The following is a 26,077-nucleotide window of genomic DNA, read 5'->3' as shown; positions in this document are numbered from 1 at the left end:
AGTAGGCCGCTGTGTGCGTCGCCTCTTGCGTGGATTTTGGTCGACAACAGTCGCCGCATCCACCCCACGGGGGCCGTACGCCGGGCGCGGTCGTTGCGCCGTTGCTCGTCCTGTTTACGCCACGCCGGGCGCGGGGGCGGGCGGTCCTGGGCACCTGCCCCCGCACCCGTGGGGCCGGTCGAGTCAGGCTGCGGCCGGTTCAGGCTGTGCAGCGGGTACCGGAGGTGCCAGGCGGCCGGTGCGGTGCAGCCCGTACACGGCGGCGGCGCAGGCAAGGCCCAGCAGGAGCAGCGCGATCCACGGCAGTGCGGACACTCCGGCGGTGCGGGCCGCGTCCAGTGCGGCTCCGGTGAGGAGGTTGCCGAGGGTGATGCCGACGCCGCAGATGGTGTTGTACAGGCCGTAGTGCGTGGCGACGAGGCGGTTGCCGGAGAGACGGACGATGGTGTCCATCTCGAACGGGTAGGCGATCATCGTGCCCAGGGCGAGCAGCAGCGCCGACAGCGCCGGCGGCACCGCCGCGAGTAGCCACAGCCCGATCCCGCCGTCCGGTACGGGCATGGCGGTGGCGAGCAGCAGCGGTACGAACGCGGCTCCCATGACCAGCAGGCCCCGGACGAGCGCCTGTCCGGGCTCCATGCGGGCCTTGCACCAGGCGGTCACCCTGGTCTGGCCGAGGATGGTGCTGAGCCCCGACACGGCGAACAGCAGCGCCACCGCCGCGGTTCCGAACTGGCCCTCGCCGCCCAGGCGTCGCACTTCCAGCGGCAGCGCGAGGTAGACCTGGAAGGTCATGACGTACGAGCCGACCATGGCGAGTGAGAACAGCAGGAACGGCCGGTTGGCCAGGATGCCGCGCCACTGCGACAGCACACTCTCCCGGCGGCCGTCGGCCTGCACCTTGGTGTCGTCGGATCGGCGCGCCGGCAGGGCCCGGATCTGCACGATGCTCAGGACTGCGAAGATACCGGCCGCGGTCAGGCAGGTGATGCGGAAGTCGATGCCGGTCAGCATCATGCCTACCAGCGGGCCGAGCAGGATTCCGGCCTGGTAGAAGACGTTGAACAGCGCGAACGCCTCCACCCGGCGTTCCCCCGCGTCAGCGGCGAGGTAGGCGCGAGTGGCCGGGTTGAACAGTGCGCCGGCCAGGCCCGTCGCGGCGGACGCGGCGATCAGCGCGGGCACGGAGTCGACGAGCCCGAGGGTCGCGAAGCCGACGATGCGCAGCGCCATCCCTGCGATGATCATTGGCTTGTAGCCGAACCGGTCGGCCAGCGTCCCGCCTACCAGGAACATGCCCTGCTGGCTGAAGTTCCGTACGCCGAGGATGAGGCCGACGAGCCATCCGGCGAGACCGAGAGGCCCGGCCAAGTGCGTGGCCAGGTACGGCATCAGCATGTAGAAGCCGAGGTTGATGGTGAACTGGTTGACCATCAACAGCTGGACGCTGCGCTCGTACGTGCGGACCTGCGCGATGGTGCCCTTCACCGGCCCTCCTCCACGTCGGTCTCGGCGCGCGTCTCATCGGCGGTGAGGGACAGCGGGTCGACCACACTCGTGCACCGGGTCCAGCGGTTGACCTCCTTCTCGTCCAGGCGGCCGATCACCTCCGGTTCGGACGCGGGCGGGAAGTCGAGCAGGCCGTGGGCGGCGCAGTAGTCGTCGTCGTACACCGTGCCGAGATAGCGCTGCGGCCCGTCGGGGAAGATCGCCGCGATTCGCGTGTCCGCGGGCATCGTGCGGGCGAGCCATCCGGCGACCAGGCCGACCGCGCCGACGCTCCACCCGCCGGTGGCGTAGTGGGAGGCGGCCAGCTGCCGGCAGGACCACACCGCCTCGGCAGGGGCGACCCAGTGGACCTCGGAGAAGTTGTCATAGGCGACGTTGCGGGGATAGATGCTCGATCCGAGGCCGCGCATCAGGCGTGTGCGGGCGGGCTGGCCGAAGATGGTGGAGCCGACGGTGTCCACGCCGACGAGCTTCAGGTCGGGGTAGAGCTGCTGCAGGACCCGCGAGACCCCGGCCGAGTGACCGCCGGTGCCGACACTGCACACCAGCACGTCGATGTGGCCGAGTTCGGTGGCCAGTTCCAGGGCCAACGGGGTGTACGCGGTGGTGTTGTCGGGGTTGTTGTACTGGTCCGGGCACCAGGAATCCGGGTGCTGCCCGATCAGTTGGGTGACGCGGTCACGCCGGGCCTGCTGCCAGCCGCCGGTGGGATGGGCTTCGGAGACGACGTTGACCTGGGCGCCGTACGCGGTCAGCAGGCGGGTCATGGACATCTCCAGGCCCGGGTCGGTGACCAGGGTGACCGGGTGGCCGTAGACCATCCCGGCCAGGGCAAGGCCGAGGCCGAGGGTACCGCTGGTGGACTCGATGATCCGGGCCCCGGGCTTCAGATCACCGCGGGCGCGGGCGCGTTCGACCATGTGCAGACCGGGGCGGTCCTTTATGCCGCCGGGGTTGAAGCCTTCCAGCTTTGCCCAGAATCCCCGTCCGGCAGGAGCGAAGGGCTCACTGACGTGCAGGAGCGGTGTGTTGCCGACCAGACCGGACAAGGCGGCGTGGCCGGGCTTGGCGAGGTGGGTGGTGTTCGGAGAGTGCATCAGTCGGCTCTCATCAGTCGGTGAACGGCGCGTCGGGTGCTGATCTCTCGCACGTCGCTTGGCCCGGACCGTGACCAGGTCCCAGGGGCGGAGCGACGGCCGCGTCATGCTGCGGCGGGAAGGACCGGCCTACCTCCGCCACCGGCACAGGGAGCACAGAATTGAGCGGCCGGAGCCGGCCTTCGGGGCCGCCGCCTGTGCAAGCCAGGCGCTGGTGTCAGGTGTCACCGAGCAGGCCGTTGTCGCTTCGGGCGCAGTGGCGGCGGATGCCGGCGTACGTGTCCGCTGCTCTCCGGCCACGGCATTGTCGCTACCGGTCGGCGAGCAGGAGGAGCCAACGGGCCCGGCAGCTTGTGGCGGTTGCTCAATGTCCTGCTGGGCGGATGAGACCACGGGGGGCGTGCCGTGAGCTTCGGACTCGTGGAGCGGCAGCGCACAGCGGAGCACGCTCAGGAGCAGGCTGGTCAGGAGCAGGGCCAGGAGTCGGTGATGCACAGGGACGAGAAGGGGACGGCGACGAATACGCGATGGCGAGAGCACAGTTCCTCCGCAGACGGCCGTCGCGCACCACAAGGGCAGCGCAGCGGCGGGCGGGACGGTCCAGGGCAGGGCAACGTCGCAAAAACCTGCCTTGCGACACGCCGCGGCGCGTCGGAGCAAGGAAGGAAACGGCGACGCCCGGCCGCATCACGCCTGCAGCCGGGTATAGGGCTGCCCGATGTCACGTCACACGGGAAGGCGTGGAAGGCCGGGGAAAGTCGCCGGGCGCTAGATCTGCAGGACTGTGGCCCTTATCGACGTGCTCGGCAATTGTTTGGCCGCCGCGACATCACCGAAGGCGACCGGAGCGTTCCGCGGCAATGGCGGAGCGTCTGCCGGGACCAGGGCACAGACGCTCGGGGCATCCAGAGCCGGTGTCTGCTGAGGCTGACCAGGTACGCACTGTGCAGCCGCATGAGACGGGCCGTGATGCCCACCACCGTGGTGATCAGCCGGCCCGCTCTCGACCGCCTGGCCGTGAACGGCGGCCGCAGCGGGCGCAGTCGCGCCGGCGTCCAGATGGCCGCTGACCGCTTCTGGACTCACACCGTGCGCGTAGACGAAGGCGAACAGCGTGACAGCCACCCACAGCATGCGCAGCGGACCCGCTGACGAGCGGGTCCGGGACACACCGGGAGACGACCAGGCCGTAACCATGCTGTGATCCTAGCCGCTCGTCCTGCCGTCTCTTCGCCGTCCGGCTGCGAACAGCGCTCGCACGTGCGGCTGCGTCTGGACGCGCACTTCCGCGACAGCGCAGGTGACGCGCTGACCACGGCCTACCCGGAGCGCGCTCCGCGGAAGGCAGAAGAGAGGTGGGACGTACGTCACACCAGACGTACGGCGCGGCGTCCCGGCTAGTGGATATCACCGGACTGGCCGGTGGGGCGGTGCAGCACCCGCCAACTCCGGCCGCCGTTCTGCGACTCGTAGACCGTGTCGCCCGAGTCGGCGGCCAGCAGGTGCGTGGGGCTCACGGCCGTCAGGACGGTGGGTTTCGCTTCCTGCGAGAGAGGCAGGCGGCCCCGCGCTTTCCAGGCGCGGCCGTCACGGCTGTTCAGGATCGTCCCGTCCGCTCCAAGAGCCACGAGGGTGTCGGGAGCCGGTCGTTCAATTGCGGCGAGATCCGGGGCCCGGGAAACGGGACGGAAGGTGCGGCCTCCGTCACTGCTGATCACAGGGCCGTCCGGAGTGGTTGCCCATATCTCCTGAGGCGCATCTGCATGGGCGGCCAGGTCGCTCGCGGGCAGGCGAGCGCGGCGGTCCCAGGTGCGTCCTTCGTTTGTGCTGGCCCATACCTGCGAGGTCTGGCTGTCGAAGCCGTAAAGGGTGCCACCCGCTCGCTGCAGGGCGTGGAAGTCGGCCTCGCCTTCGGCGGACACGGTCCTCCAGGTGCGAGCGGCGTCGGTGCTGCGGATCAGGCCCAGGTGAGGGGATGCCGCAGTGCGGTCGGTGGGTGAGGGGTGGCCGCTGGCCAGAAACGTGCCTGGACCCGTGACGGTGAAGCCCATGGTGTCCTGGTAGCGGTCGGCGACGCGGACTGCTTCGGCCCCGGTCAGGCGGAAGACGCCCAGGTGCCCAGCGGCGTAGACGGCGCCGTCGGCCGGGTCGACGCCCAACCCGTGCAAGTGCCCCGTCCCTGGGTCGAGCGAGGCAGTCTCCTCAGCGGTGGAGCTGCTGTCAGCCGAACTGCACGAGCCCAGCAGGAGCGCGCAACAGGCTATGAGGGCTGCGGCTGCCCGCCGCCGGTGGCGCGGAGGCAGCACAAAGGAACGTGTGATCACGGAGGAAGTCCAAGCTGGTCGCGGAGGAAGCTGATCACCGGACGCGGTATAAGCACCCGGTCGGGGGGCGGGGGCGGCCGGTGGGCCGCCCCCGCGGTTGCGGCTCGTGCGGTCAGCTCGTGCCGAGCAGCTTGTTCATGCGCGTGATCTCAGAACTCTGAGAGGTGACGATGTCGCCGGCCATGTCCTTGGCGGGCTGGTGGGCACCGTCGGACTGCTCGGTCTTCGCCATCTCCACCGCACCTTCGTGATGCTTGATCATCATTTCGAGGAACGCGGTGTCGAACGCCTTGCCGGAAGCCTTCTCCAGCTTGTCCATGTCCTCGGGCGTCATCATCCCGGACATGGAGTGCCCGGAGTGCTCGCTGCTCCCGCCTTCCTTAGGGACTTCCTCACCCCAGGAGGTCAGCCACTCCGAGAGGGTCTTGATCTCAGGATCCTGAGCCTTCTTGACCTCTGCTGCCAACTCCTTGACGTCGGAGGACCGGGCCCGAGTCTCCGCCAGCTCGGCCATCTCAACGGCCTGCCTGTGGTGCGGGATCATCCCCTTCGCGAAGGCCACATCGGCGGCGTTCTGCGCGCCACGCTCGGCAGAAGCGGACGCCGTGGGCGAGGAGGTCTTCTCGTGGCCGTCGTGGCCTGCGGAGCTGTCGCTTCCCCCGCCACAGGCGGCGAGCACGACGGCAGCGGAGGCCGCGGCTGCCACAGCGGCTGCGCGGCGGGTCATGGAACGGTGTGCGGTCATGGTGATGCAACTCCTGTGTGTGCGCTCAATCAGGCATGGCTCTGAAGGGCATCACCGACGCAAGGAGGCCGGCACGCCGGAGCCGCCTATATGCGCAGGAGTTGCAGTTCGCTCAATGAGGGAGGTGCCCGGCCACCGACCCTTGCCTCATGAAGAGGGGCCGGCACGGCCACAGCGGGGTACGTAATCAGCCCGGCTGGAGCCAGGGCTGGCAGTGCGGGTCCTCCGCTCGTGCCGCTGGCGGCACATGTGGCGTCGGCGTGCTCGGTATGCCCGCCGGCGTCACCACCCTCGTGACCGGCATGGGCGCAGTCCTCGCATCCGGCTGCGCCTGCGTGTGACGGGGCAGCGGCCGTGACCGTATGACGATCCACAGACATGGCGGAGGACGAGGACAAGGTGACTACTGGCCCCAAGCCGTGCATGGCCACCAGCCCCGCGAGCACGGCCAGCACGAGCAGGGCATACAGCCGCACCCCACCGGGCCGGGCCGCGCACCACGCCTGCTGACTCATACCCGCATCCTAATCGGCCTCCCGGAGGCCCGCGGGCTCGCGCATCACGGACAGGCAAACAGACGAGGTGCCCTGCGTGATCCAGGCGGGGAACCTTGGCCCGGGTGCCGCAACAGCCACGGCAGACAGTCACCGTGGGCCGCGACGTTCCCGCGGCGGAAGCGGGCTTCTTGGTACGGCGGTTCACGCATGCCTCCTGTCCGGGTCGGTGGCACGGTTCCAGGCGGCGTCGCGCAGCAGGCGCAGGCCGTTCAGACCGACGATGACGGTGGATCCCTCGTGACCCAGGACGCCCAGCGGCAGGGGAAGGTGCCCGGCCAGGTCCCAGATCACCAGCCCAGAGATGAAGACGCCGGCAATGACGAGGTTCTGCACCACCAAGCGTCTTGCCGCGCGGGACAGTGCGATGACGGCGGGGATCGTGGCCAGTTCGTCGCGGACGATGACAGCGTCGGCTGTCTCCAGGGCAAGGTCTGAGCCCGCCCGGCCCATAGCGATACCCGTGTGGGCGGCGGCCAGTGCTGGAGCGTCGTTGATGCCGTCGCCGACGACCAGCACCCGTCGCCCGGCGGCGGCCATGTCCCGTACCGCGGCGACCTTGTCCTGCGGCATGAGCCCGGCACGGATGTCGCTGATACCGACCTCGGCGGCGAGGCGCGCGGCGGCCCTCGGATTGTCGCCGGTCAGCAGCACCGGAGTCCTGCCGCTCAGCGCGCTCAGCGCGGTGACGGTCGTGGCCGCGTCGGACCGCAGTCGGTCGGCGATGCCGAGCACGCCTACGGGGATGCCGTCCTGCTGGACGATCACCGCGGTCCGCCCTCCGCTCTCCAGTTCTGCCGCCACGACCGCGGCCCCTGTGGCATCGGTGGCGCCCAGGAGTCGCGCCGGCGCGCCGACGGCGATCCGGGCCGATCCGATGGTGGCGCGCACTCCGATGCCGGGGGCTGAGGTGAAATCGTCCGCTGCCACAAGGGGGATACGGCGCTCTCGGGCTGCGTCGACGACAGCCCGCGCCAAGGGATGATCGCTGGGATGCTCGGCGGCCGCGGCCAGGGCGAGCAGGCCGTCGTCGTCGAGGCCACTGCCGTACAGCGCGAGGACGTCGGTGACGCGTGGGGTGCCCTCGGTCAGGGTGCCGGTCTTGTCCAGGGCGACCGCGTCGATCTGACCGAGCCGCTCCATCACCACCGCGGACTTCACCAGCACGCCGTGACGTCCGGCATTGGCGATGGCCGACAGCAGCGGCGGCATGGTAGCCAGGACCACCGCGCACGGAGAGGCGACGATCATGAAAGTCATCGCCCGCAGCAGGGAGCCCTCCAGATCGGCCCCGAATACCAGCGGGACGGTGAAGACGGCCAGGGTGGCGGCGACCATGCCGAGGCTGTACCGCTGCTCGATCTTCTCGATGAAGAGCTGCGTGGGCGCCTTCGTCTCGGAGGCTTCCTCGACCATGACCACGATGCGGGCGATGACGGAATCCGAGGCGTCCCGTTCCACCTTGATCCGCAGGGCACCGCTGCCGTTCAGGGTTCCCGCGAAGACCTCGTCCCCCGTCTCCTTCGCCACCGGCAGCGCTTCACCGGTGATGGTGGCCTGGTCGACGTCACTGGCGCCGTGCAGTACGCGGCCGTCGGCGCCCACTCGCTCACCGGGGCGGACGAGGACGGTGTCGCCGACCGCGAGGTCGGCGCTGCGAACCGTCTCCTCATGGCCGTCGTCGGACACGCGGGTGGCGGTAGTGGGGGCAAGGTCGAGCAGTCCCCGGACCGCATCCTGCGTCCGGGCTGTGGCGAACGCCTCCAGAGCACCCGAGGTCGCGAAGATGACGATCAGCAACGCGCCGTCCATCACCTGCCCGATCGACGCGGCTCCGACAGCCGCCACGATCATCAGCAGGTCCACATCCAGGGTCTTCTCCCGCAGCGCCTGGAGCCCCGCCCAGGCCGGTTCCCAACCGCCGGTGACGTACGCAGCCGCGTACAGCGGCCCCCATGTCCATGCGGGGGCGCCGGCGAACTGGAGTGGCAAAGCGATCAGGAACAGCAGCAGGGCCGCGCCGGCCCAGCGGGCCTCGGCAAGCGCGAGGACCCGTGTACGCCGACGCGGCGCCGCCCCCTCACCGGCCAACGCAGGCCGTTCGGGACGCCGGAGCAAGACAGAAGGCATGAAAGAGCGACCCTTCGCGGGCGGGAAGACGGCAACACACCACCACCATACAAGAACACCTGAAGAGCTCTTCACATGTCATCGCTAGGATGTCTCCATGGGTCACGGAGCCGACAAGAAGAACGCCGCCACCACACGTGAACGCCTCGACGCCGTGGGCACCGCCGAAGTCGCGGCGACACTTCAGGCCCTCGCCACACCCTCACGGTTGCGCATCCTCGCCCGCCTCCACGAGGGGCCCTGCGCGGTCGGCGACCTCGCCGAAGCCGTCGACATGGAAGCCTCCGCCTGCTCCCATCAGCTGCGCCTCCTGCGCAACCTCGGCCTGGTCACCGGCGAACGGCACGGCCGCTCGATTGTCTACGCCCTCTACGACCACCACGTCGCCGAACTCCTCGACCAGGCCCTCTTCCACGTCGAACACCTGCGCCTGGGCCTGAGTGACGCTCCGGCAGAAGAAGAGGCAGGATCGCCCACGAGGGCCTGAAAACGGCTTCTCCGAACTCAACCGAACCCCCAACGTGCGCGCGACCCGCACCGCCTGCGACGCCACGGCACCCGGAGGAACAGCCCGTACCGTTGCCCGGCCCGCGACGTCCCCGCGTTCGCCGGTTCAGTGCGCCATGACGCGGCCCTGCGAGAGATCCGGCCGGCCTGCGGGAAGAAGGAGCCAGCCGGTGATCCCCGCGGCGAAGGCGATGACAGCCGATGCCGTGAAGGCGGCGGAGAAGCCGCTCAGTTCAGCCGCCCCCTCCAGGCTGGCGCCCGCGATCATCGCGATGACGGCCACTCCGAGAGCGGCACCGAGTTCGTGTGCGGTGCTGACGAGGCCGGAGGCCAGACCGGCATCTTGGTGCTCCAGGCCGTTTATAGCTGCGGTGGTGGCGCAGACGAACGTGGCGCCGAGGCCGAAGGACATGAGAGAGAAACCCGGAGCGAGACCCGTCCACAGCCCGCTGTCGGCCGAGAGGCCGGTGAGGAGGAGTGCGCCCAGCGCCGCGAGGGCGAACCCCGCCAGTGCGGTGAGGCGCCAGCCGATGCGGCCGACCGCCGCCCCGCCGAGGTGGGCGCCCAGCGTGACGGCCACGGCGACGGGCAGGAAGGCCAGTCCGGCGGTGAGGGCGCTTTCGCCGAGAATGTGCTGGACGTAGAAGGAGTTGAGGAAGAAGGCGGAGATGAGCAGGCCGCTCGCAGCCAGCATCACCAGCGCGCCACCGAGCAGGCTGCGCCGGGCGAGAACTTCCAAGCGTACGAGCGGCACCATGACGCGGCGTTCCACAGCGAAGAATATGAAGGTGAAGACAGCCGCGCCGGCCAGGGGAAGCCATACGTGGGCGGCGTTGAAGCCTTCGTCGCGAGACTGCACGAGGCCGTAGATCAGGAGGGCAGGGGCCGCGGTCAGAGCGAGGGCGCCCAACAGGTCCAGACGTGCACGGGAGGGAGTTGGAGCGGCCGCGAGGCGCATCCGGCCGAGCAGTGCCGGTACCGCGATGAGGGCGAGCAGGCCCACGGGGATGTTGATGAAGAAGATCCATGCCCAGCCGGGTCCGGACACCAGTACGCCGCCGAGCATCACCCCTGCGGCGGCGCCCGCACCACCGATCGCCGCCCAGACACCCAAAGCTTTATGCCGGGCGGGGCCGTCGAACAGGACAGTGACCAGAGCCATCGCAGCCGGGGACAGGAGAGCAGCTCCGACACCCTGGACGGATCGTGCGGTGATCAGCGCCGGGCCGCTGGCGGCAAAGCCCGAGGCAAGGGAGGCGGCGGTGAAGAGGGACAGCCCGATGACGTACATACGGAGTTTGCCGATGGCGTCGGCAAGGCGCCCGCCCAGGAGCAGGAGGCTGCCGAAGAACAGTGTGTACGCGGTGACGATCCACGTCAGCGCCGAGCCGGAGAGGGCGAGTTCAGCACCAATGGTGGGCAGCGCGACGTTCACCACCGTCACGTCAGCGATCAGCATGAACTGTGCGAGGCAGAGCAGAGTGAGCACCCACCAGCGATGCCTTTGCACGGGCGGCGGCGCCCCCTTCGGTAGGTGGTGACCGTGCTGGTGTGCCGGTGAGGCGTGGCGAGGCTCCACAGAAAGACTCCCTAAACTTTACGGCGCTGTCAGGGATAAGGTACGCGGCGCACGGACGAATGTGAACAGCACTGTTAAGTTTGACGCCGACGACCACTTCACTGGGAGGGGCCCATGACAGACGAGAGCTCGCCACGCCGAAGGGCGGACGCAGAGCGCAACGCGACCGCGATCCTCGACGCGGGACTGGAGTGCCTGCTCGTGGACCCGCAGGCGAGCATGGCGGCCATCGCACGAGCGGCGGGAGTGAGTCGGGTGACGCTCTACTCCCACTTCCCGACGCGCGAGAGCCTCCTCGAAGCGGCACTGGAGCGCTCTGTCGCGGAAGCCGTAGACGCTCTCCACGCGGAGGCGGGTGACGTCGGGCCGGCCGACGAGGCACTGGCGCGGCTGATGCGCTCGTCCTGGCAGGTCCTCGACCGGAACTTCTCGGCCTTCGCGGCCGCCGCGGCGACTCTGCCACCGGACGTCATCCGCGACCGGCATGAATACATTCTCCGCCCCGTACGCGACCTGATTCTGAGCGGCCAGCAAGAAGGTTCGATCCGCAAGGACCTTCCGGCGGACTGGCTGGTCACAGTCGTCTACCAGCTAATGCACGCCGCTGCGGGCGAAGTCCAGGCAGGACGGATGACCACCGCAGCAGCCCCCGACACCTTGACGGCAACCACCCTCGCGGCATTGAGAACCATGGGCGGGTAGCGAGGACCCGCTCCGCTACCAGCGGGACGGTCTCGCACCGTCCGCCCAGAGGCCAGGTGTAAGCGCGCCCGGCATCACCAACCGCATTCCGGAATGTCACTTCCCGAGATCAGCGACGTGGTGGAATTCATACACTGAAGCCGAACTCCATCACATTGTGATCGCGTATCGCTTGGCCTCCGTGCGGGCAGCCCCATCAAAGAGACACCGACCGCTGGCATGCAGCCCGCAGGGCCGACCCCGCGGGATGGACGCGTGACCAACGCATGACCAACAGCGCTCAGGAACAGTCAGAAACACCCAGATGAAGGCCGATCTAGGCAGTAAGTGAGAACCTGCGCCAGGAAGACAAAATGCCTGTTCAGAGGCCCTTTATGGCGCACTACGACCAGGGGTGGCGACCCCGGTCGTCTTTCGGCGTCAGCGGGCATTCATCCCTTGCGGGATCCGCCACGCCCCTTCTTCTGGTGCTTTTCTTTCGCCTTGTCTTTTGCCTTGTTTTTCGCCTTCTCTCTCGCCTTGCCCTTGCCCTTCTCTTTCACCTTGTGCTTCGCCCTTGTGCCCGGCCTTGTCCTCGGCTTTGTCCTTCGCCTTGTCCTTGGCCTTGGCATCGCTCTTCCCCGTCCCCGTCCCCGTCCCCGTCCCCGTCCCCGTCCCCTTGGCCTTAGGGGTCTTGGACGCCTTCGGGGTCTTGGACGGCTTCGGAGACTTCGCGGGCTTTGACGCCTTCGGGGGCTTCTTGCCCGCCTGGTCCCGCTGCCCGCCCTGCTCGCCCCGCTTCACCACCTGCTCGCAGTACGCCCTCGCGCCCTTCCTGCCACCCTCAGCCGCTTCGAGCCGCTCGAACGCCTTGCGCTCGCGCCCGTCGCCACCGGCCGCCAGATACGAGCGGCAGACCGCCTTGTCCTCGGCCCTGCGCTTGTCCTCACCGCTCCCGGAGGGCCGCGCGGACCTCGCGGGCGTGGGGTCGCCCCCGGCCTGAGGCCGCCGCGTCGCAGGATCCTCCGGGTTCCCCGGCTGCTCCCCGGGTGTCACGGGCGCGCTGCTGGACGGGCTGCCGCCGGGCCGGTCGTCGTCGGGGCCGCCGCTGATGCCGAACGGCACCGGGATCGCCCCCGTCCCGGCGGCCAGCGCCACTCCGCCCAGCGTCACCGTCGCGGCGAGCGAGCCGAGCACCACCTTCAGGGGCAGCGCCCCGGGCCGCCCGGAAGGCCGCCAGTCGTCCCGGCGGCGCCTCCGCCACCAGCGCCCCGAGGGGGCGGCGTGCGCACCGGCGTCGCGCGCCGCGCGGAAGGCGACGAGCGCCGCCTCGGCCGCTGCCTCGGCACCCGCGCCGGGAGGACGTCGTACAGCGGCCAGCAACGCCTCGACCTCGGGCGTCACCCGCTCCTGCGCTGCTTCTCGTTTCCGCTGGCGTCTCATGTCTCATCCTTCAGCGTGCGCGACGCCGTACATGTCACAGCAGCCACCCGGTCCGCGGACAACTTCTCGGCCAGTCTTCTGAGTCCACGGTGTGCCGACGTGCGTACGGACCCTCCACGCTTGCCCAGCACCCGGGCCGTCGCGGGGCCGTCGAGGCCGACGACGACCCGCAGCAGTACCGCCTCCGCCTGCTCGCGCGGCAGGGTGGCGATCATCGCCAGCGCCCGGTCGGTCGACAGCGCTTCGAGCGCCTCGCCCGCGGTGTCCTGCCTGCCCGGCAACTCCAGTACGTCGTGCTCCATCAGCACGGTACGAGGCCTGCGCCGCTGCTTGCGCAGATGGTCGAGCGCCCGGTGCCGGGCGATCGTCGCCGTCCAGCCGCGGAATCCCGCACAGTCGCCGCGGAACCTCCCCAGGTCCCGGGCGATCTCCAGCCATGACTCCGACGCCACGTCCTCGGCGTCCTCCCCCACCAGCCCCCGTACGTACCCGAGCAGCCCCGGATGCACCATCCGGTACGCCGCGGCGAACCCGCCCTCGTCCCCCTGCTGGGCCCGCTCCACGGCGGCGCCCAGCTCCACGTCGTACACCTGTGTACGACGCCGCTCCCCGCCCCTGCCCACGCTTCCCTCTTCGTACTGACGTCGCACCGGTCGCCGTGCACCCGCCCGGTTCCCCCGAGCGGGAGCGGCTCCCCGCCCCCGGATCGAGGACGGGGAGCCGGACACGGCCACCGGCACTTCTGCCGGTCGGTGTCAGTGCAGCTCGCGGTAGGTGTTCCAGCCGGTACCGAGCTTGACCTTCGCCGTGAACTGCCCCGTGCCCTTGGAGTAGTAACTGGAAAGCTCACCGGCGGAGTTGGCGGCGAGGAGGTCCGCGCGGCCGTCGCCGTTGATGTCACCCGGGGCGGCCAGTCTGGTGTACCGCTTCCAGCCCGTGCCGATCGACTTCCGCGCCTTGAAGGGCGAGGCGGAGTTGCCCGTACCGGCATACAGGTACAGCGTGCCGCCCGAGGTGCGGGCGAGGACGTCGGCAGACAAAATCCCCCCAGGGACCTGATTTCGGAACGGGGTCGCAGGGCTCGCGGCAATGGCCGCCCGATGGGCGACGCGGCAAACCAACCCCGTAGTGATCCGAATCTTACAACTGGGGCCGGAGAAACAGTAGGGATAAACGACCGCAGGTCCACGGGGATACGAGGGGGGAACGAGCAGAGAACGAGCGGCGATATTTCACCTGCCGCCGTTCCCCGGCCCCATGTGTGACGTTTCAAGGCCGCGGTGCGCTGGGTTAAGCAGGCCACCTCTGCGAGAGGCGCGCCGCAGGTGAACTCCCAGGAAAGGTGGGTCATTTGAGCCCGCACGAGCCACACACCCGCAGACCGGTCCCCGGCCGAACCGCCCCAGCCCGCCGGAGGCAGTCATGACCAACCCCTATTTCCATCTGCGTTCGGTGTCATCGTCCGAACTGAGCACCGATCCCGACCGACTGCGGACCTTCTTCGCGGACGACTGGAAAGTGGTCCGCTCCAGGTGCGAGGCGGAGACGGAAACCGTTCTGGCCGAGGACTACCTCGATGTGCACCGGCTGTACGTGGGCGCCCGGCACCCCCCGGCCACCAGCGCCCCCGAGACCCTGCTCGTGCTCGGCGGCCGGCCGGTGCCCTTACCCGGTGAGGGCCTGCCGCCGTTCGTCGTCCTCATCCCCGCGCAGGTGTCGGCGGCAGCCGCGTACCTCGGCGCCGTGTCGTTCGAGACGCTGTGGTCCGCCGCGTGCGAGGACCTGATGGCGCCGCACGGGCTGCTCTTCACCGAGGCGGAGCTGCGGAGCCACTTCACGCTGGTCCACCAGCGGCTCACCGCCTTCTACACACGGACCTCGGACGAGGGTCGTGCGGTCGTGAAGTGGCTGCTGGTCTGACAACCTCGGGTCAGCCCTGGCTGCGCGCCCGGCGCGAGGCCGCCGCGCGCAGCACCCGCTTGCCCTCGTTCGACAGCCGCAGGGCGTTGCTGAGGCCGCAGCCCGAGTCGTCCGCGAGCATTTCCAGCAGCTCCGTCTGGCGGCGCAGTTCGCCCGCCGTGAGCGGGGTGATGCCGTCGGTCTCGCCGCTCAGGTACGCCTTCGCGCGCACCCCGTCGCCGAGTTCCGCCGCCCCGTCCAGCCGCAGATGGACTTCGAGCACCGCGGTCGAGCTCTCCTCGGCCCAGGCGCGCAGCTCGGGCCCGGTGTACGCGGCGGGGACAGCGGCGGCCATCCGCCGGGCAAATCCGGCCAGTTCGCCGGGGGCGTGCCCGGCGACGCGCTCCACGACGGCGGCGACCCTGCGCAGCCGCCCCAGCCATGCGTCGTCGCCCTCGACGGCGGACCACAGGGGCCGCAGCGCCAGGTCCGTGTCGAGGCCGAGGCGGTCCGCCCCGTCGACGTACTCCAGCAGGGGCAGGCAGCGGTCCAGGCACGCGACGGCGCTCGCGGCCAGGCTCCGGTCATCGGCACGGCCGATCAATTCCACCAGGCTCACGAAGACTCCTTCAGCACAGCGAGGCCCGCGCCGTGCGGGCCTTCATCTCCGACTGCGTAATGTGGCTTGATTACGTCACAGTCCGGGCCGGATGCCCCCCTTCCGGTTACCGACCCGGCCGGTTACCGACCCAGCCAGTCGCAGACCCAGCCGGTTGCAGACCCAGCCGTTTCCCCACTCCCCCGCGTGTTCGACTTCACACTGCCCGTCGCATTCCGCCCCCGGGAAGCCGGCCCGGGGCAGAATCAGTTGAGTACGGGACGTTCCGCCGGCAGGGGCGCGGCCTTGAACTGCTGCATGCGCGTCAGCATGCGCACGAAGAGGATCGCGAACACGGCGGCGGTGATGTTGATCAGGTCGCCGATGATGACCATGTCGGCGGCGGCCCTGAGCCCGGCCGCGGTCTCGGCACGGCCGTGCCCCACCGAGAACCACCTGTTGAAGAGCAACGACACGACCCACATCGTCCACCACGCGTCGAGCACGGTGCCCGACTCGCCCTTCGACCGCCCGAGTCCGTACGGGTCCTGCCTGCTCGCCGCCAGGATGTCGGCGGCGATCCCGCGCGGGAGCCACAGGTTGCCGATCGGGATGAACCATGCGCCGATCGCCCAGCCTGCCCCTCTGCGCTGGAGGTCGGGCGCGAAGATCCCGGCGTTGCGCCGCACCCGGAAGAACCAGACGACGAAGACGACGGCGCACGCGACCGCCGTGACGTAGAAGAGCGGCATCGAGACGCGGCGCAGGGAGTCGACGCCGTCCAGCGCCGCGTCACTGACGAAGTTCCCCGAGATGACGTCGTCCATCAGGCTCCGCACCCGGAGCGAGACGAGGATCGAGAACACATCGGTCACGATCACGGTGCCCAGCAGGGCCACGACGGCGTACGAGAGCCCGACCGGCGAACGCGGGACAGTCACTGGCCCGGCGGCGGAACCGGACGCGGCCCCGGGCATTGCCGTCGCACGCGTGCGTGGCGGTGGTGAAGCGTGGCCGGCGGCGACACACCGGTCGCAGGACTCACCGCTTCTGGTGGCGGTGTTCAGCTGACAATTGGTGCACAGCATGGCTGAGCGGACCCCCCAGTACGACGGAGGCGCCCCTCCCCAGAAGCGCCGTAAAGCTCACGGCCACTCCTGCCCGGCCGCCTGGGGAAGATACGCTGCCCAGCCCCGCCCGTCCATCAAAAACAGCAGGTCAGGCCGCCGTGGATGGTTCACCGGGCGGCAGGTGCGACCTGCCGGCGCCGCGCCGCGACACCAAAAACGTCCACTATGCGTGCCGGAACTCTCCCGTCCGGGTGAAATTCATTCATCCTTGGCGCGGTGCTCTCGGAGCGCCGATAGCGTTACGACTCATCCGCCCCACCCCTCTCGTCGGTTCTCGTCGGTCACATTTCGAGGAGCTCACGCTGTCCAGCGAATTCCACGCCGGCCCTCCGAAGCGCCTGCCGACACTCCACCCCGAACACCGCGCCGCGGCCCGTCCGTCCCTGCCGCACCAGAGCCGTGAGGCCACCGCCGCCGGGCTCGACCACTTCAACGGCGCGCCCGTCGGCGCCGCCGAAGCCGCGCTGCTCGCCTGCTGCGGCAGTCGCCGCTGGGCGCGGCGGCTGGTCGCGCACCGCCCGTACCCCGATCTCGAATCGCTGCTCGCCGCGGCCGACGAGGCGGCGTACGACCTCTCCGTGGACGAGATCGGCGACGCGCTGGCCGACGAGTCCTCCGCCGGGCTGCGTGAGGGCGCCCCCGCCAGCGCGCAGACCGCGCTGCGCGCCGCCCATGCGGCGTACGAGTCCAGCTTCGGCCACGCCTTCGTCATCTCGCTGGACGGGCTCCGCCCCGAGGAGCATCTGAACCAGGTGCTGGCGGGAATCCGGTCCCGGCTGGGCAACGAACCGGACGAGGAGCGGTCCGTCGCCGCCGACGAACTGCGCAGGCTGGCACGCGGGCGGCTCGCCCATCTCGTAGCCAATCATCAGGAAGTGGGCGATTCTCCCGTTTCCTCCTGCAATATGGGCCACTAGGACCGCCTCGATAGCCCGTCCGAGGCTGTTTGATTGCCACTTTGATCACACCTGTGGACCCGGCGCGAACGAACCGACAAGTCGTCGCTACGATGGCCAGGGCCGGTGGACCGTACCCGGCCGGGCCAGACCGACATCGAAGCCGGCATGGCCCCAATCCCCGCTCCCGGAGGGTTTTTCCGTGCCGGCTGGAACGCTGTATCGCGGCCGGGAAGGTATGTGGTCCTGGGTGGCTCATCGAGTCACCGGCGTCCTCATTTTCTTCTTCCTGTTCGTACACGTCCTCGACACCGCTCTCGTCCGCGTCTCTCCCGAGGCGTATGACGATGTCGTGGCCACCTACAAGACCCCTCTCGTAGCTCTGCTCGAGTACGGCCTCGTCGCCGCCATCCTGTTCCACGCGCTCAATGGCCTGCGGGTCATCGCCGTGGACTTCTGGTCCAAGGGCCCGCGCTACCAGAAGCAGATGCTCTGGACCGTGATGGGCATCTGGATCGTCCTGATGGTCGGCGCGCTGTACCCCGTCCTCGGCCACGCCGTACGCGAAGTCTTCGGGAGCTGAGGCAAATGTCCGCTGAGACCACTTCGTCCGCCGTGGGACCCGTCGAGGGCGCGAGCCTGTACGACGTGGACAACCCGGCGCCTCTCATCGAGGCGCCCCGCGTGCGCACCAAGAAGACGCCGAAGTCCACCCGTAGCAACTTCGAGCTGTACGCGTGGCTGTTCATGCGCCTGTCCGGCGTCGTGCTGGTAGTCCTGGTCATCGGTCACCTGCTGATCCAGCTCGTGCTGGACGGCGGCGTGTCCAAGATCGGCTTCGCCTTCGTGGCGGGCCGCTGGGCCTCGCCGTTCTGGCAGGCCTGGGACCTCGTCATGCTGTGGCTCGCCATGCTGCACGGCGGCAACGGCCTGCGCACCGTCATCAACGACTACGCGGAACGGCCGGGCACCCGCTTCTGGCTGAAGATGCTGCTGTACACCGCCACGGTGTTCACCGTCCTTCTGGGCACGCTGGTGATCTTCACCTTCGACCCGAACATCCGCTAGGCCCCGGGGCTGAGGTAATCCACCCATGAAGATCCACAAGTACGACACCGTCATCGTCGGCGCCGGTGGCGCGGGCATGCGCGCGGCCATCGAGTCGACGAAGCGCAGCCGCACGGCCGTTCTGACGAAGCTGTACCCCACCAGGTCCCACACAGGCGCCGCGCAGGGCGGCATGGCCGCCGCGCTCGCGAACGTGGAGGAGGACAACTGGGAGTGGCACACCTTCGACACGATCAAGGGCGGCGACTACCTGGTCGACCAGGACGCCGCCGAGATCCTGGCGAAGGAGGCCATCGACTCGGTCCTCGACCTGGAGAAGATGGGCCTGCCGTTCAACCGCACGCCGGAAGGCACCATCGACCAGCGGCGCTTCGGCGGTCACTCCCGCAACCACGGTGAGGCCCCGGTCCGCCGGTCCTGTTACGCCTCGGACCGCACCGGTCACATGATCCTCCAGACGCTGTACCAGAACTGCGTCAAGGAGGGCGTGGAGTTCTACAACGAGTTCTACGTCCTGGACCTGCTGATGCAGGAGGTCGACGGGGTCAAGAAGGCGTCCGGTGTCGTGGCCTACGAGCTGGCGACCGGCGAGATCCACATCTTCCAGGCGAAGGCGATCATCTTCGCCTCCGGCGGCACCGGCAAGTTCTTCAAGGTGACGTCGAACGCGCACACCCTGACCGGTGACGGCCAGGCCGCGGCGTACCGCCGTGGGCTGCCGCTGGAGGACATGGAGTTCTTCCAGTTCCACCCGACGGGCATCTGGCGCATGGGCATCCTGCTGACGGAGGGCGCCCGCGGTGAGGGCGGCATCCTCCGCAACAAGGACGGCGAGCGCTTCATGGAGAAGTACGCGCCGGTCATGAAGGACCTCGCGTCGCGTGACGTCGTCTCGCGCTCCATCTACACGGAGATCCGCGAGGGCCGCGGCTGCGGTCCCGAGGGCGACCACGTCTTCCTGGACCTCACCCACCTGCCGCCGGAGCAGCTGGACGCCAAGCTCCCGGACATCACGGAGTTCGCGCGTACGTACCTGGGCATCGAGCCGTACACGGACCCGATCCCGATCCAGCCCACCGCGCACTACGCCATGGGCGGCATCCCGACCAACGTCCAGGGCGAGGTGCTCTCGGACAACACCACCGTCGTGCCGGGCCTTTACGCGGCCGGCGAGGTCGCGTGCGTCTCGGTGCACGGCGCCAACCGGCTGGGTACGAACTCGCTGCTGGACATCAACGTCTTCGGCAAGCGGGCGGGCATCGCCGCCGCCGAGTACAGCGCGACGGCCGACTACGTCGACCTGCCGGAGGACCCGGCGTCGCTCGTCGTCGCCCAGATCGAGCACCTGCGCAACTCCACCGGCACCGAGCGCGTCGCCGTTCTCCGCAAGGAGATGCAGGAGTGCATGGACGCCAATGTGATGGTGTTCCGCACCGAGCAGACGATCAAGACCGCGGTGGAGAAGCTCGGCGAGCTGCGCGCCCGCTACCGCAACATCTCCATCCAGGACAAGGGCCGCCGGTTCAACACGGACCTGCTGGAAGCCGTCGAGCTGGGCAACCTGCTCGACCTGGCCGAGGTCATGGCCGTGTCCGCGCTCGCGCGCAAGGAGTCCCGCGGCGGTCACTACCGCGAGGACTTCCCGAACCGCGACGACGTCAACTTCATGCGCCACACCATGGCGTACCGCGAGGTCGGCGACGACGGCACCGAGTCGATCCGGCTCGACTACAAGCCGGTTGTCCAGACCCGCTACCAGCCGATGGAGCGTAAGTACTGATGGCTACCCCGACCCTGGACAAGGTCGACGACGCGAAGCCCGCCTCGTCCACCTCTCCGTACATCACGGTCACTTTCCGGATCCGCCGCTTCAACCCCGAGGTCTCCGCGGACTTCGAGTGGCAGGACTTCGAGATCGAGATCGACCCCAAGGAGCGGGTCCTCGACGCGCTGCACAAGATCAAGTGGGATGTCGACGGCACGCTGACCTTCCGCCGCTCGTGCGCGCACGGCATCTGCGGATCCGACGCGATGCGGATCAACGGCAAGAACAGGCTCGCCTGCAAGACGCTGATCAAGGACATCAACCCGCACAAGCCGATCACGGTCGAGGCCATCAAGGGCCTCACGGTCCTCAAGGACCTCGTGGTCGACATGGACCCGTTCTTCCAGGCGTTCCGCGACGTGATGCCGTTCCTGATCACGAAGGGCAACGAGCCGACGCGTGAGCGTCTGCAGAGCGCGGAGGACCGCGAGCGGTTCGACGACACGACCAAGTGCATCCTGTGCGCCGCGTGCACGTCCTCGTGCCCGGTGTTCTGGAACGACGGGCAGTACTTCGGCCCGGCGGCGATCGTCAACGCGCACCGCTTCATCTTCGACTCGCGCGACGAGGGCGGCGAGCAGCGTCTTGAGATCCTCAACGACAAGGACGGCGTGTGGCGTTGCCGCACGACGTTCAACTGCACCGACGCGTGCCCGCGTGGCATCGAGATCACCAAGGCGATCCAGGAGGTCAAGCGCGCGCTGATCACGCGTCGCTTCTGACCGCTCCCGCAGTCGTACGGGTACGAGGGCCCCGCCATCCGGTTCGTCCGGGCGGCGGGGCCTTTTTGTGCCAGAATCGCGTGCAGTGCCGTGACGCCGAGTGCGGGGCGGCGCGAGGTGGGTGCGGTTCAGGCGGCGAGGGGAGCGCGGGCAAACATGAGCGACCAGATTCCCAACCCGTACACGGCGGACGGGGACCCGAACGGCGACTACCAGTGGGGGCCCTATCCCGGCTACGGATACCCGAACTACACGCCGGGCCACCCCTCCGCGCAGCAGCAGCAGCCGTTCCCCGGGCTGCCGGTGCCGTACGGCGGGCCGCCCGGGTACGGCGTACCGCTGACGGCGATCGGCGACATCACGGTGATGTCCGACTCGATCGTGACGCCGTCGGGCACGATGCCGCTCAAGGGCGCGATGTGGACGGTCACCGACATGTCACGCACCGAGGAGAAGATCCCGACGGTCGCGATCGTGCTGGCCGTCGTCTTCTCCTTCGCCTGCCTGCTCGGGCTGCTCTTCCTGCTGATGAAGGAGAAGCAGACGACGGGGTACATCCACGTCACGGTGGTCAGCGGCGGCCGGCAGCACTCCGCCATGCTCCCGGCGTTCGGGCCCCAGTCCATCCACCAGGTCATGGGACAGGTCAACTACGCCCGCTCGCTCAGCGTGTGACGCCGTTCTCCTCCGCGACCAGCATGACGCGGCGGAGCAGGCCGTTGAGCTGGCCGCGCTCGGCCTCCGACAGGACGCCGAGCAGGCGCTGTTCCTCGTTGCCGACGACATCCATCGCGCCCACCCAGGCCGCCCGGCCCGGCTCCGTCAGCTCCACGTCCACCCGGCGGCGGTCGGTGTACGGCGGACGAGACCCCGGCGCTCCAGGGCGTCCAGGCGGCCGGTGACGAACGCGGGGGCCAGGTCCAGGGCGGCGGCGAGGTCGGACGGGGCCTTCGTGCTCGACGGGGTGAGCTTCGCCGTCGGTGCCGCGCTGCTCGCCGCCACCCGGGTAACCCATGTGCCGATCCCCCGGCGCTCGCTGTTCGAGGACCTCAAGGAGGGCTGGGGCGAGGTGCGCAGCCGCGACTGGTATGGGACGAGCCTGGTCGCGCACGCCGCCTGGAACGGTTCGGCGGCCGTCCTGACCACCCTCGGACCCGCCATCGCCGTCCGGGAGATGGGCGGCTGGGTCGCCATGCTCCAGGTCGGCGCCGTCGGGCTGCTGGCCGGGGCGCTGCTCGCGGAGCGCGCCCGCCCCCGCAGGCCCGTCCTGGTCGCCAATCTGGGGCTCGCCGTCTACGCCCTGCCGCCGGCGCTGCTCGCGGCCTCCGTCTGGGGTCCCGGTGTTCCGCTCGGCATCTCCGCCGTGCTGGTCGGCGTGGCCTGCGTGGGGACGGCGGCGGTGCCGGGGGTTCGGCGGTTCAATGGCTCCAGAGGTGGGGCCGTGGTGACCGTGTGATCCGGATGTCAGTGGATGGGCCTACCTTCAATGCAGAGGTTCGGGGAGGGGACGGTCACGATGGGGACGACGACGGACGGCCCGGGGGGCACGGGGCTCCCGGCGGAGCTGCTCGACGCGTACGACGACTTCGGTCCGGCCATGCGCGCCGCGCACGTCGGGCTGCTCGCCTCGCCGGGCGCGACCGCGTTCCTCGCGCACTGCGCGACGCAGGGCAAGGTGCGGGCCACCAAGCGGTGGCGCCGGGAGGCCGCCGCGCTGCTGGCGGGCGCGGAGCGCGGGGAGGAGATCGTCCGGGTGCTGCTCGACGGGATGGCGGGGCAGCGGGAGCATCCGGTGACCGGGCTGTCGCCGGTGGCGGGCGAGGCGCGCGCACCCGGCATCGCGAGCGAGGCCAATGAGACGCTGGTGCGTGGGCTGCTGTGGGCCGCCGCGGACCTCGGCGCGGAGTGGGTGGTGCCCTCGGTCGGTGGCGTGGCGCTCAACGCGGCCACGGGCCTGGGTGGTTCGGGCGGGACCTGCCGCAACGGCCGGATCGCGACCAGCGCGGTCGGGGTCCTCGGCGAGTTCGGCGGGGCCCAGGGCACGCAGGCCGCGCAGGCACTCGGGCGGCTGAAGGGCACCGTACGCAACAGGACCGTGCTGAAGGGCGTCGCCAAGTCCCTGGAGGCCGTCGCCGAGCGCAGCGGGCTGACGCCTTCGATGATCAGGGAGCGTGCCGTGCCCACGTTCGGGCTCGACGCGCGGGGCATCAGGGACGAGCCGCTCGGCGCGTACACGGCGGCGCTGTCGATCAGCACACCCGGCACCGCGTCACTCGGCTTCCGGGGGCCGCAGGGGCGCGTCCTGAGGTCGGCCCCCAAGCCGGTGCGCGACGAGCACGGGCTGGAACTGGCCGGTATGCGAGAGGCGTTGAAGCAGCTGCGTGCGCTGCTGCCCGTCGAGCGGGGGCGCCTGGAGGAGCATCTGATGGCGGGCACCCGCTGGGGCCGGGCGGACTGGGAGCCGTACTACATCGACCATCCGGTGACCGGGTCGCTCGCCCGCGCCCTGGTCTGGGAGATCAGCACGGACGGCGGCACCGGCTGGACGGCGGGGCTGCCCGAGCGTACGGGCGGCGGCTGGGCGCTGGCCGGCGCCAACGGCACCGCCGTGCCGGTCGCCGATGGGGCGCTGCTACGGCTGTGGCACCCGGTGCGGGCCTCGCCCGACGACACCGGCGAGTGGCGGGCGGAGCTGGTCGGCCGGGGGCTGCGCCAGCCCTTCCCGCAGGTGTTCCGCGAGGTGCACCGGCTCACCCCGGCGGAGCGGGACACCGGCACGCATTCGGAGCGCTTCGCCGCGCACATCCTGCACTACCCGCGGGCGAGAGCGCTGATGGTGGAGCGCGGCTGGGCCGGGCCCCAGCTCGGCTTCTTCAGCGAGGGGCAGCAGACCCGGATGCTGCGCGAGCTGCCGCGCCCCGGGGAGCTGCACCCCTCGGACGGCGAGTCCTGGCGGGCCGGGTTCACCCTCGCCCTGGTCGACCAGCAGCAGTCCGACGGCGGCCTCGCCGCGCTCTGCTCCACCGGCCGGCTGTGCTTCGAGCGGCGCCGCGGGCTGCGGGGCGCGTGGGAGCGGGCCGGGCTCACCGACGTCCCCGAGCGGGCCAGGTCGGAGGCAGCGCGGGACGTGGATCTGTTCATCGGGGCGGCGTCGATCGGCGCGGATCCGCAGTGGCAGGGGCGCGGCGAGGACCTCGACCGGGACCGGGGCCAGGAGCAGGACTGGGACCGGGTGTACGACACGTACTGGAACGACTGGGCGTTCGGCGAGCTCACCGAGTCCGCGCGGATCCGCCGGGAGGCGCTGGCGCTGTTGCTGCCGCGCACCCGGATCGCGGACCGCACGGAGCTGACGGACCGCTGGCTGCGGGTCCGGGGCGAGTTGCGGACGTACCGGATCCATCTCGGCTCGGGCAACATCCTGCTGGAGCCGGACGACGCCCATCTGCGCATCGTGGCGGACCCCACGCCGGAGGCGGTGTTCCTGCCCTTCGAGGAGGACGGCGGGCTGCTCTCGGTGATCCTGGCGAAGGCCTTTCTGCTGGCCGACGACGACCGGATCGCGGACCGGACGATCACCGGTCCGGTGCGGCGGGCGGGCTGAGCGCGGGGGCGACGGCCGCGCGATTAGGCTCGGCTCTTGTGAAGGAAGCGAAGGCCCCCAAGAGCGAGCAGACCCGCGCCCTGATTCTGGAGACCGCGCTCCGGCTCTTCCAGGAGAACGGGTACGACAGGACGACGATGCGGGCCATCGCCCAGGAGGCGGGGGTCTCCGTGGGCAACGCCTACTACTACTTCTCCTCCAAGGAGCACCTGGTCCAGGGCTTCTACGACCGGCTCACCAGCGAGCACCGGGCGGCGGTCGTGCCGGTCCTGGCCGGCGAGGACGAACTGGCTGCGCGCATCCGCGGGGTGCTGCTGGCGTGGCTGGACGTGGCGGAGCCGTACCACCGGTTCGCGGCGCAGTTCTTCAAGAACGCCGCCGATCCCGAGAGTCCGCTCAGCCCTTTCTCCACGGAGTCCACGCCGGCGCGCGACGCGTCGATCTCGCTCCAGGAGCAGGTGCTGGCCGGGTCCAGGACCAGGGCGGATCCGGAACTGGCCGAAGAGTTGCCGCAGTTGATGTGGCTGCTGCAGATGGGGCTCGTGCTGTTCTGGGTGTACGACCGCTCGAAGGGCTCAAGCCGGAGCCGCCGGCTGGTGGAGCGGGTCGCGCCATTGGCCGCGCGGGCGATTGGGGTGTCGCGGTTCCGGGTGCTGCGGCCGTTGGTTCGGCAGGTGCATGAGCTGCTGGTGGAGTTTGCGCCGAGGGGTGGGGCCGGGGGGTAGGGGGTGCGGCGGGTGCGGTGCGGGTGCGTGGGCGGGTGCGGGTTGCCTGCGGCGCTGTTCCCCTACCCGCCCCTTCCCGTAACTGTGGGCAAGCCCCCAGACCCCCGGGACGCCCTGCGGGCGTGTCCTCAAGTGCCGGACGGGCTCGAGGTGTTCCGGATGCTGCGCATCCTCAGCCTGTCCGGCGCTTGAGGACCGGGGTCTGGGGCGGAGCCCCACCACGCGGCGGCATCTGCCGGTGCGATACGTCGACCTGCTTGGCCTTCCACGCCGCGTTGAGCTGCTCCGCCTCCTTGTAGTACCGGATCTCGATGGGCGTCCCGGTCTTCTTCAACGCCCCCTTGTACGAGGGATTGGGCTCCAACCGGGCGCTGACACCGGCCTTGTACTCCTTGAGGACGTACGGGCCGGACGCCACCACCGTGTCTCCGGTGCGCAGTTGCTTCGCCGAGTACTCGGTGTGGTCGACGATCGCACCCGCGCCGGTGGCCACCTTGAACGGGAAGGTGGCGTCGCCGGTGCGCAGGGTGAAGGTGATCCTGTTTCCGCTGGCCTTGACCGAAGCCAGTGACTCGAACAGGGCCTTGGGGCTGGACGCGTCCCCGACGTCGACCGTCCGCATCCGGTCGAAGGAGTACTTGACGTCCTGCGCGGTGAGCGCGTCGCCGTTGGAGAAGGTCAGGTCCTCGCGCAGTTCGCACTGGTACGTGCGGAGCTTCTCGCCGAGGAAGCGGCAGCTGCTCGCGGCGTCGGGGACCGGCACGGCGGAGCCCGGCTCGAAGGTCAGCAGCGACTGGTACAGGTTGCTGTAGAGCGACCAGGAACCGGCGTCGTACGACCCGGCGGGGTCGAGACCGGATACTTGGTCCGTCGTCCCGACCTTGATGGCCCTGGGCTGTCGCCACTGGTCGGCAGCAGCTGCCAGCCACCCACTCCGGCCCCCAGAACTATGACGCACGTTGCCAGAATCCGAACCCGGATCGACCGCATCTGCCGTGCTCTCTTCGTCGCCCCACCCCTGGCCGGCGTGCGGAAAATCCG

The 26,077-nt window shown here is 69.8% G+C and carries 29 protein-coding genes; 14 read left to right on the top strand and 15 right to left on the bottom strand.

What is annotated here, in order from left to right; all coding sequences use genetic code 11:
• Positions 1-183 precede the first annotated feature (183 nt).
• Positions 184-1,488, bottom strand: a complete 1,305-nt coding sequence (locus QMK30_RS21710) for an MFS transporter (protein ID WP_283519941.1) — start codon at positions 1,486-1,488, stop codon at positions 184-186.
• Positions 1,485-2,606 (bottom strand): PLP-dependent cysteine synthase family protein, encoded by a 1,122-nt coding sequence (locus tag QMK30_RS21705; RefSeq protein WP_283519940.1) that lies wholly within the window; start codon positions 2,604-2,606, stop codon positions 1,485-1,487. Before QMK30_RS21705 ends, QMK30_RS21710 begins: the two co-directional genes overlap by 4 nt.
• A 954-nt stretch (positions 2,607-3,560) precedes the next feature.
• On the opposite strand from QMK30_RS21705, the gene QMK30_RS21700 reads away from it, so the two are divergent.
• A complete protein-coding gene (locus QMK30_RS21700; RefSeq protein WP_283519939.1) occupies positions 3,561-3,758 on the top strand; it encodes a hypothetical protein in 198 nt (65 codons plus the stop codon).
• A gap of 245 nt (positions 3,759-4,003) precedes the next feature.
• Here the strand turns inward: QMK30_RS21700 and QMK30_RS21695 are convergent, their stop codons facing one another.
• The 3 genes from QMK30_RS21695 to QMK30_RS21685 form a co-directional block, all read right to left on the bottom strand.
• Complete coding sequence (locus QMK30_RS21695) at positions 4,004-4,774, bottom strand: F510_1955 family glycosylhydrolase (protein ID WP_283519938.1); 771 nt, start codon at positions 4,772-4,774, stop codon at positions 4,004-4,006.
• A gap of 268 nt (positions 4,775-5,042) precedes the next feature.
• Positions 5,043-5,675, bottom strand: coding sequence for a DUF305 domain-containing protein (locus QMK30_RS21690; protein WP_283519937.1), 633 nt, complete (start codon positions 5,673-5,675; stop codon positions 5,043-5,045).
• Between the two features lie 86 nt (positions 5,676-5,761).
• Complete coding sequence (locus QMK30_RS21685) at positions 5,762-6,100, bottom strand: DUF6153 family protein (protein ID WP_283519975.1); 339 nt, start codon at positions 6,098-6,100, stop codon at positions 5,762-5,764.
• Here QMK30_RS21685 and QMK30_RS21680 point away from each other — a divergent pair.
• On the top strand, positions 6,054-6,185 hold the full coding sequence (locus QMK30_RS21680; RefSeq protein WP_283519978.1) for a hypothetical protein: 132 nt from the start codon (positions 6,054-6,056) through the stop codon (positions 6,183-6,185). The genes QMK30_RS21685 and QMK30_RS21680 overlap by 47 nt on opposite strands.
• Positions 6,186-6,373: 188 nt before the next feature.
• On the opposite strand, the gene QMK30_RS21675 is transcribed toward QMK30_RS21680, so the two are convergent.
• Positions 6,374-8,359: a heavy metal translocating P-type ATPase gene (locus tag QMK30_RS21675; RefSeq protein ID WP_283519936.1), complete on the bottom strand. Its 1,986-nt coding sequence runs from the start codon at positions 8,357-8,359 to the stop codon at positions 6,374-6,376.
• A 97-nt stretch (positions 8,360-8,456) separates the two neighbouring features.
• Between QMK30_RS21675 and QMK30_RS21670 the strand changes: the two genes are divergently transcribed.
• The gene (locus QMK30_RS21670) at positions 8,457-8,846 is read left to right on the top strand and encodes an ArsR/SmtB family transcription factor (RefSeq protein ID WP_283519935.1); all 390 of its coding nucleotides are present in this window, start codon (positions 8,457-8,459) and stop codon (positions 8,844-8,846) included.
• Positions 8,847-8,972: 126 nt separating this feature from the next.
• Here QMK30_RS21670 and QMK30_RS21665 read toward each other — a convergent pair whose 3' ends face one another.
• Positions 8,973-10,376 (bottom strand): MFS transporter, encoded by a 1,404-nt coding sequence (locus tag QMK30_RS21665; RefSeq protein WP_283519934.1) that lies wholly within the window; start codon positions 10,374-10,376, stop codon positions 8,973-8,975.
• Between the two features lie 183 nt (positions 10,377-10,559).
• On the opposite strand from QMK30_RS21665, the gene QMK30_RS21660 reads away from it, so the two are divergent.
• Positions 10,560-11,147: a TetR/AcrR family transcriptional regulator gene (locus QMK30_RS21660; protein ID WP_283519933.1), complete on the top strand. Its 588-nt coding sequence runs from the start codon at positions 10,560-10,562 to the stop codon at positions 11,145-11,147.
• Positions 11,148-11,567: 420 nt separating this feature from the next.
• Here the strand turns inward: QMK30_RS21660 and QMK30_RS21655 are convergent, their stop codons facing one another.
• From QMK30_RS21655 to QMK30_RS21645, 3 genes are all read right to left on the bottom strand, one after another.
• Positions 11,568-12,569 (bottom strand): hypothetical protein, encoded by a 1,002-nt coding sequence (locus tag QMK30_RS21655; protein ID WP_283519932.1) that lies wholly within the window; start codon positions 12,567-12,569, stop codon positions 11,568-11,570.
• Positions 12,566-13,192 (bottom strand): RNA polymerase sigma factor, encoded by a 627-nt coding sequence (locus QMK30_RS21650; RefSeq protein WP_283519931.1) that lies wholly within the window; start codon positions 13,190-13,192, stop codon positions 12,566-12,568. Before QMK30_RS21650 ends, QMK30_RS21655 begins: the two co-directional genes overlap by 4 nt.
• A 132-nt stretch (positions 13,193-13,324) precedes the next feature.
• A complete protein-coding gene (locus tag QMK30_RS21645) occupies positions 13,325-13,609 on the bottom strand; it encodes an FG-GAP repeat domain-containing protein (protein ID WP_283519930.1) in 285 nt (94 codons plus the stop codon).
• A 382-nt stretch (positions 13,610-13,991) separates the two neighbouring features.
• Between QMK30_RS21645 and QMK30_RS21640 the strand changes: the two genes are divergently transcribed.
• Complete coding sequence (locus tag QMK30_RS21640) at positions 13,992-14,489, top strand: DUF1877 family protein (RefSeq protein WP_283519929.1); 498 nt, start codon at positions 13,992-13,994, stop codon at positions 14,487-14,489.
• A gap of 10 nt (positions 14,490-14,499) precedes the next feature.
• Here QMK30_RS21640 and QMK30_RS21635 read toward each other — a convergent pair whose 3' ends face one another.
• Both QMK30_RS21635 and QMK30_RS21630 read right to left on the bottom strand, forming a co-directional pair.
• Entirely contained in the window at positions 14,500-15,087 is a 588-nt protein-coding gene (locus tag QMK30_RS21635; RefSeq protein WP_283519928.1) for a hypothetical protein, read from the bottom strand.
• Between the two features lie 245 nt (positions 15,088-15,332).
• Positions 15,333-16,007, bottom strand: coding sequence for a DUF4328 domain-containing protein (locus QMK30_RS21630; RefSeq protein WP_283519927.1), 675 nt, complete (start codon positions 16,005-16,007; stop codon positions 15,333-15,335).
• A gap of 380 nt (positions 16,008-16,387) precedes the next feature.
• On the opposite strand from QMK30_RS21630, the gene QMK30_RS21625 reads away from it, so the two are divergent.
• From QMK30_RS21625 to QMK30_RS21600, 6 genes are all read left to right on the top strand, one after another.
• Entirely contained in the window at positions 16,388-17,113 is a 726-nt protein-coding gene (locus tag QMK30_RS21625; RefSeq protein ID WP_349362103.1) for a 2-oxo-4-hydroxy-4-carboxy-5-ureidoimidazoline decarboxylase, read from the top strand.
• 181 nt (positions 17,114-17,294) lie between these two features.
• Complete coding sequence (gene sdhC / locus QMK30_RS21620; RefSeq protein WP_078621033.1) at positions 17,295-17,675, top strand: succinate dehydrogenase, cytochrome b556 subunit; 381 nt, start codon at positions 17,295-17,297, stop codon at positions 17,673-17,675.
• 5 nt (positions 17,676-17,680) lie between these two features.
• Positions 17,681-18,160 carry a succinate dehydrogenase hydrophobic membrane anchor subunit gene (locus QMK30_RS21615; protein WP_283519926.1) on the top strand — a complete coding sequence of 160 codons (480 nt, stop codon included), beginning with the start codon at positions 17,681-17,683 and terminating at the stop codon, positions 18,158-18,160.
• Positions 18,161-18,185: 25 nt separating this feature from the next.
• Positions 18,186-19,940: a succinate dehydrogenase flavoprotein subunit gene (sdhA, locus tag QMK30_RS21610; protein ID WP_283519925.1), complete on the top strand. Its 1,755-nt coding sequence runs from the start codon at positions 18,186-18,188 to the stop codon at positions 19,938-19,940.
• A complete protein-coding gene (locus QMK30_RS21605) occupies positions 19,940-20,707 on the top strand; it encodes a succinate dehydrogenase iron-sulfur subunit (RefSeq protein ID WP_283519924.1) in 768 nt (255 codons plus the stop codon). Before sdhA ends, QMK30_RS21605 begins: the two co-directional genes overlap by 1 nt.
• Positions 20,708-20,863: 156 nt before the next feature.
• On the top strand, positions 20,864-21,382 hold the full coding sequence (locus tag QMK30_RS21600) for a hypothetical protein (RefSeq protein WP_283519923.1): 519 nt from the start codon (positions 20,864-20,866) through the stop codon (positions 21,380-21,382).
• On the opposite strand, the gene QMK30_RS38855 is transcribed toward QMK30_RS21600, so the two are convergent.
• Complete coding sequence (locus QMK30_RS38855) at positions 21,372-21,545, bottom strand: hypothetical protein (RefSeq protein ID WP_502963194.1); 174 nt, start codon at positions 21,543-21,545, stop codon at positions 21,372-21,374. The two genes, QMK30_RS21600 and QMK30_RS38855, sit on opposite strands and share 11 nt — an antisense overlap.
• Positions 21,530-21,625, bottom strand: coding sequence for a hypothetical protein (locus QMK30_RS38850; protein ID WP_502963192.1), 96 nt, complete (start codon positions 21,623-21,625; stop codon positions 21,530-21,532). Before QMK30_RS38850 ends, QMK30_RS38855 begins: the two co-directional genes overlap by 16 nt.
• On the opposite strand from QMK30_RS38850, the gene QMK30_RS21590 reads away from it, so the two are divergent.
• The 3 genes from QMK30_RS21590 to QMK30_RS21580 are packed head-to-tail and all read left to right on the top strand — an operon-like array spanning position 21,606 to position 25,036.
• Positions 21,606-22,163: an MFS transporter gene (locus QMK30_RS21590; protein ID WP_502963193.1), complete on the top strand. Its 558-nt coding sequence runs from the start codon at positions 21,606-21,608 to the stop codon at positions 22,161-22,163. The genes QMK30_RS38850 and QMK30_RS21590 overlap by 20 nt on opposite strands.
• A gap of 60 nt (positions 22,164-22,223) precedes the next feature.
• Positions 22,224-24,311, top strand: coding sequence for a DUF4132 domain-containing protein (locus QMK30_RS21585; protein ID WP_283519922.1), 2,088 nt, complete (start codon positions 22,224-22,226; stop codon positions 24,309-24,311).
• Positions 24,308-25,036: a TetR/AcrR family transcriptional regulator gene (locus tag QMK30_RS21580; RefSeq protein WP_502963191.1), complete on the top strand. Its 729-nt coding sequence runs from the start codon at positions 24,308-24,310 to the stop codon at positions 25,034-25,036. Before QMK30_RS21585 ends, QMK30_RS21580 begins: the two co-directional genes overlap by 4 nt.
• A gap of 172 nt (positions 25,037-25,208) precedes the next feature.
• On the opposite strand, the gene QMK30_RS21575 is transcribed toward QMK30_RS21580, so the two are convergent.
• Positions 25,209-25,994 carry an ABC transporter substrate-binding protein gene (locus QMK30_RS21575; RefSeq protein ID WP_502963190.1) on the bottom strand — a complete coding sequence of 262 codons (786 nt, stop codon included), beginning with the start codon at positions 25,992-25,994 and terminating at the stop codon, positions 25,209-25,211.
• Between the last annotated feature and the right edge of the window lie 83 nt (positions 25,995-26,077).

It is taken from the genome of Streptomyces sp. H27-C3 (genome assembly GCF_030063415.1).
In the GTDB taxonomy this organism is placed as follows: Bacteria; Actinomycetota; Actinomycetes; order Streptomycetales; family Streptomycetaceae; genus Streptomyces.
This window is presented reverse-complemented; position numbering and strand designations above follow the sequence as displayed.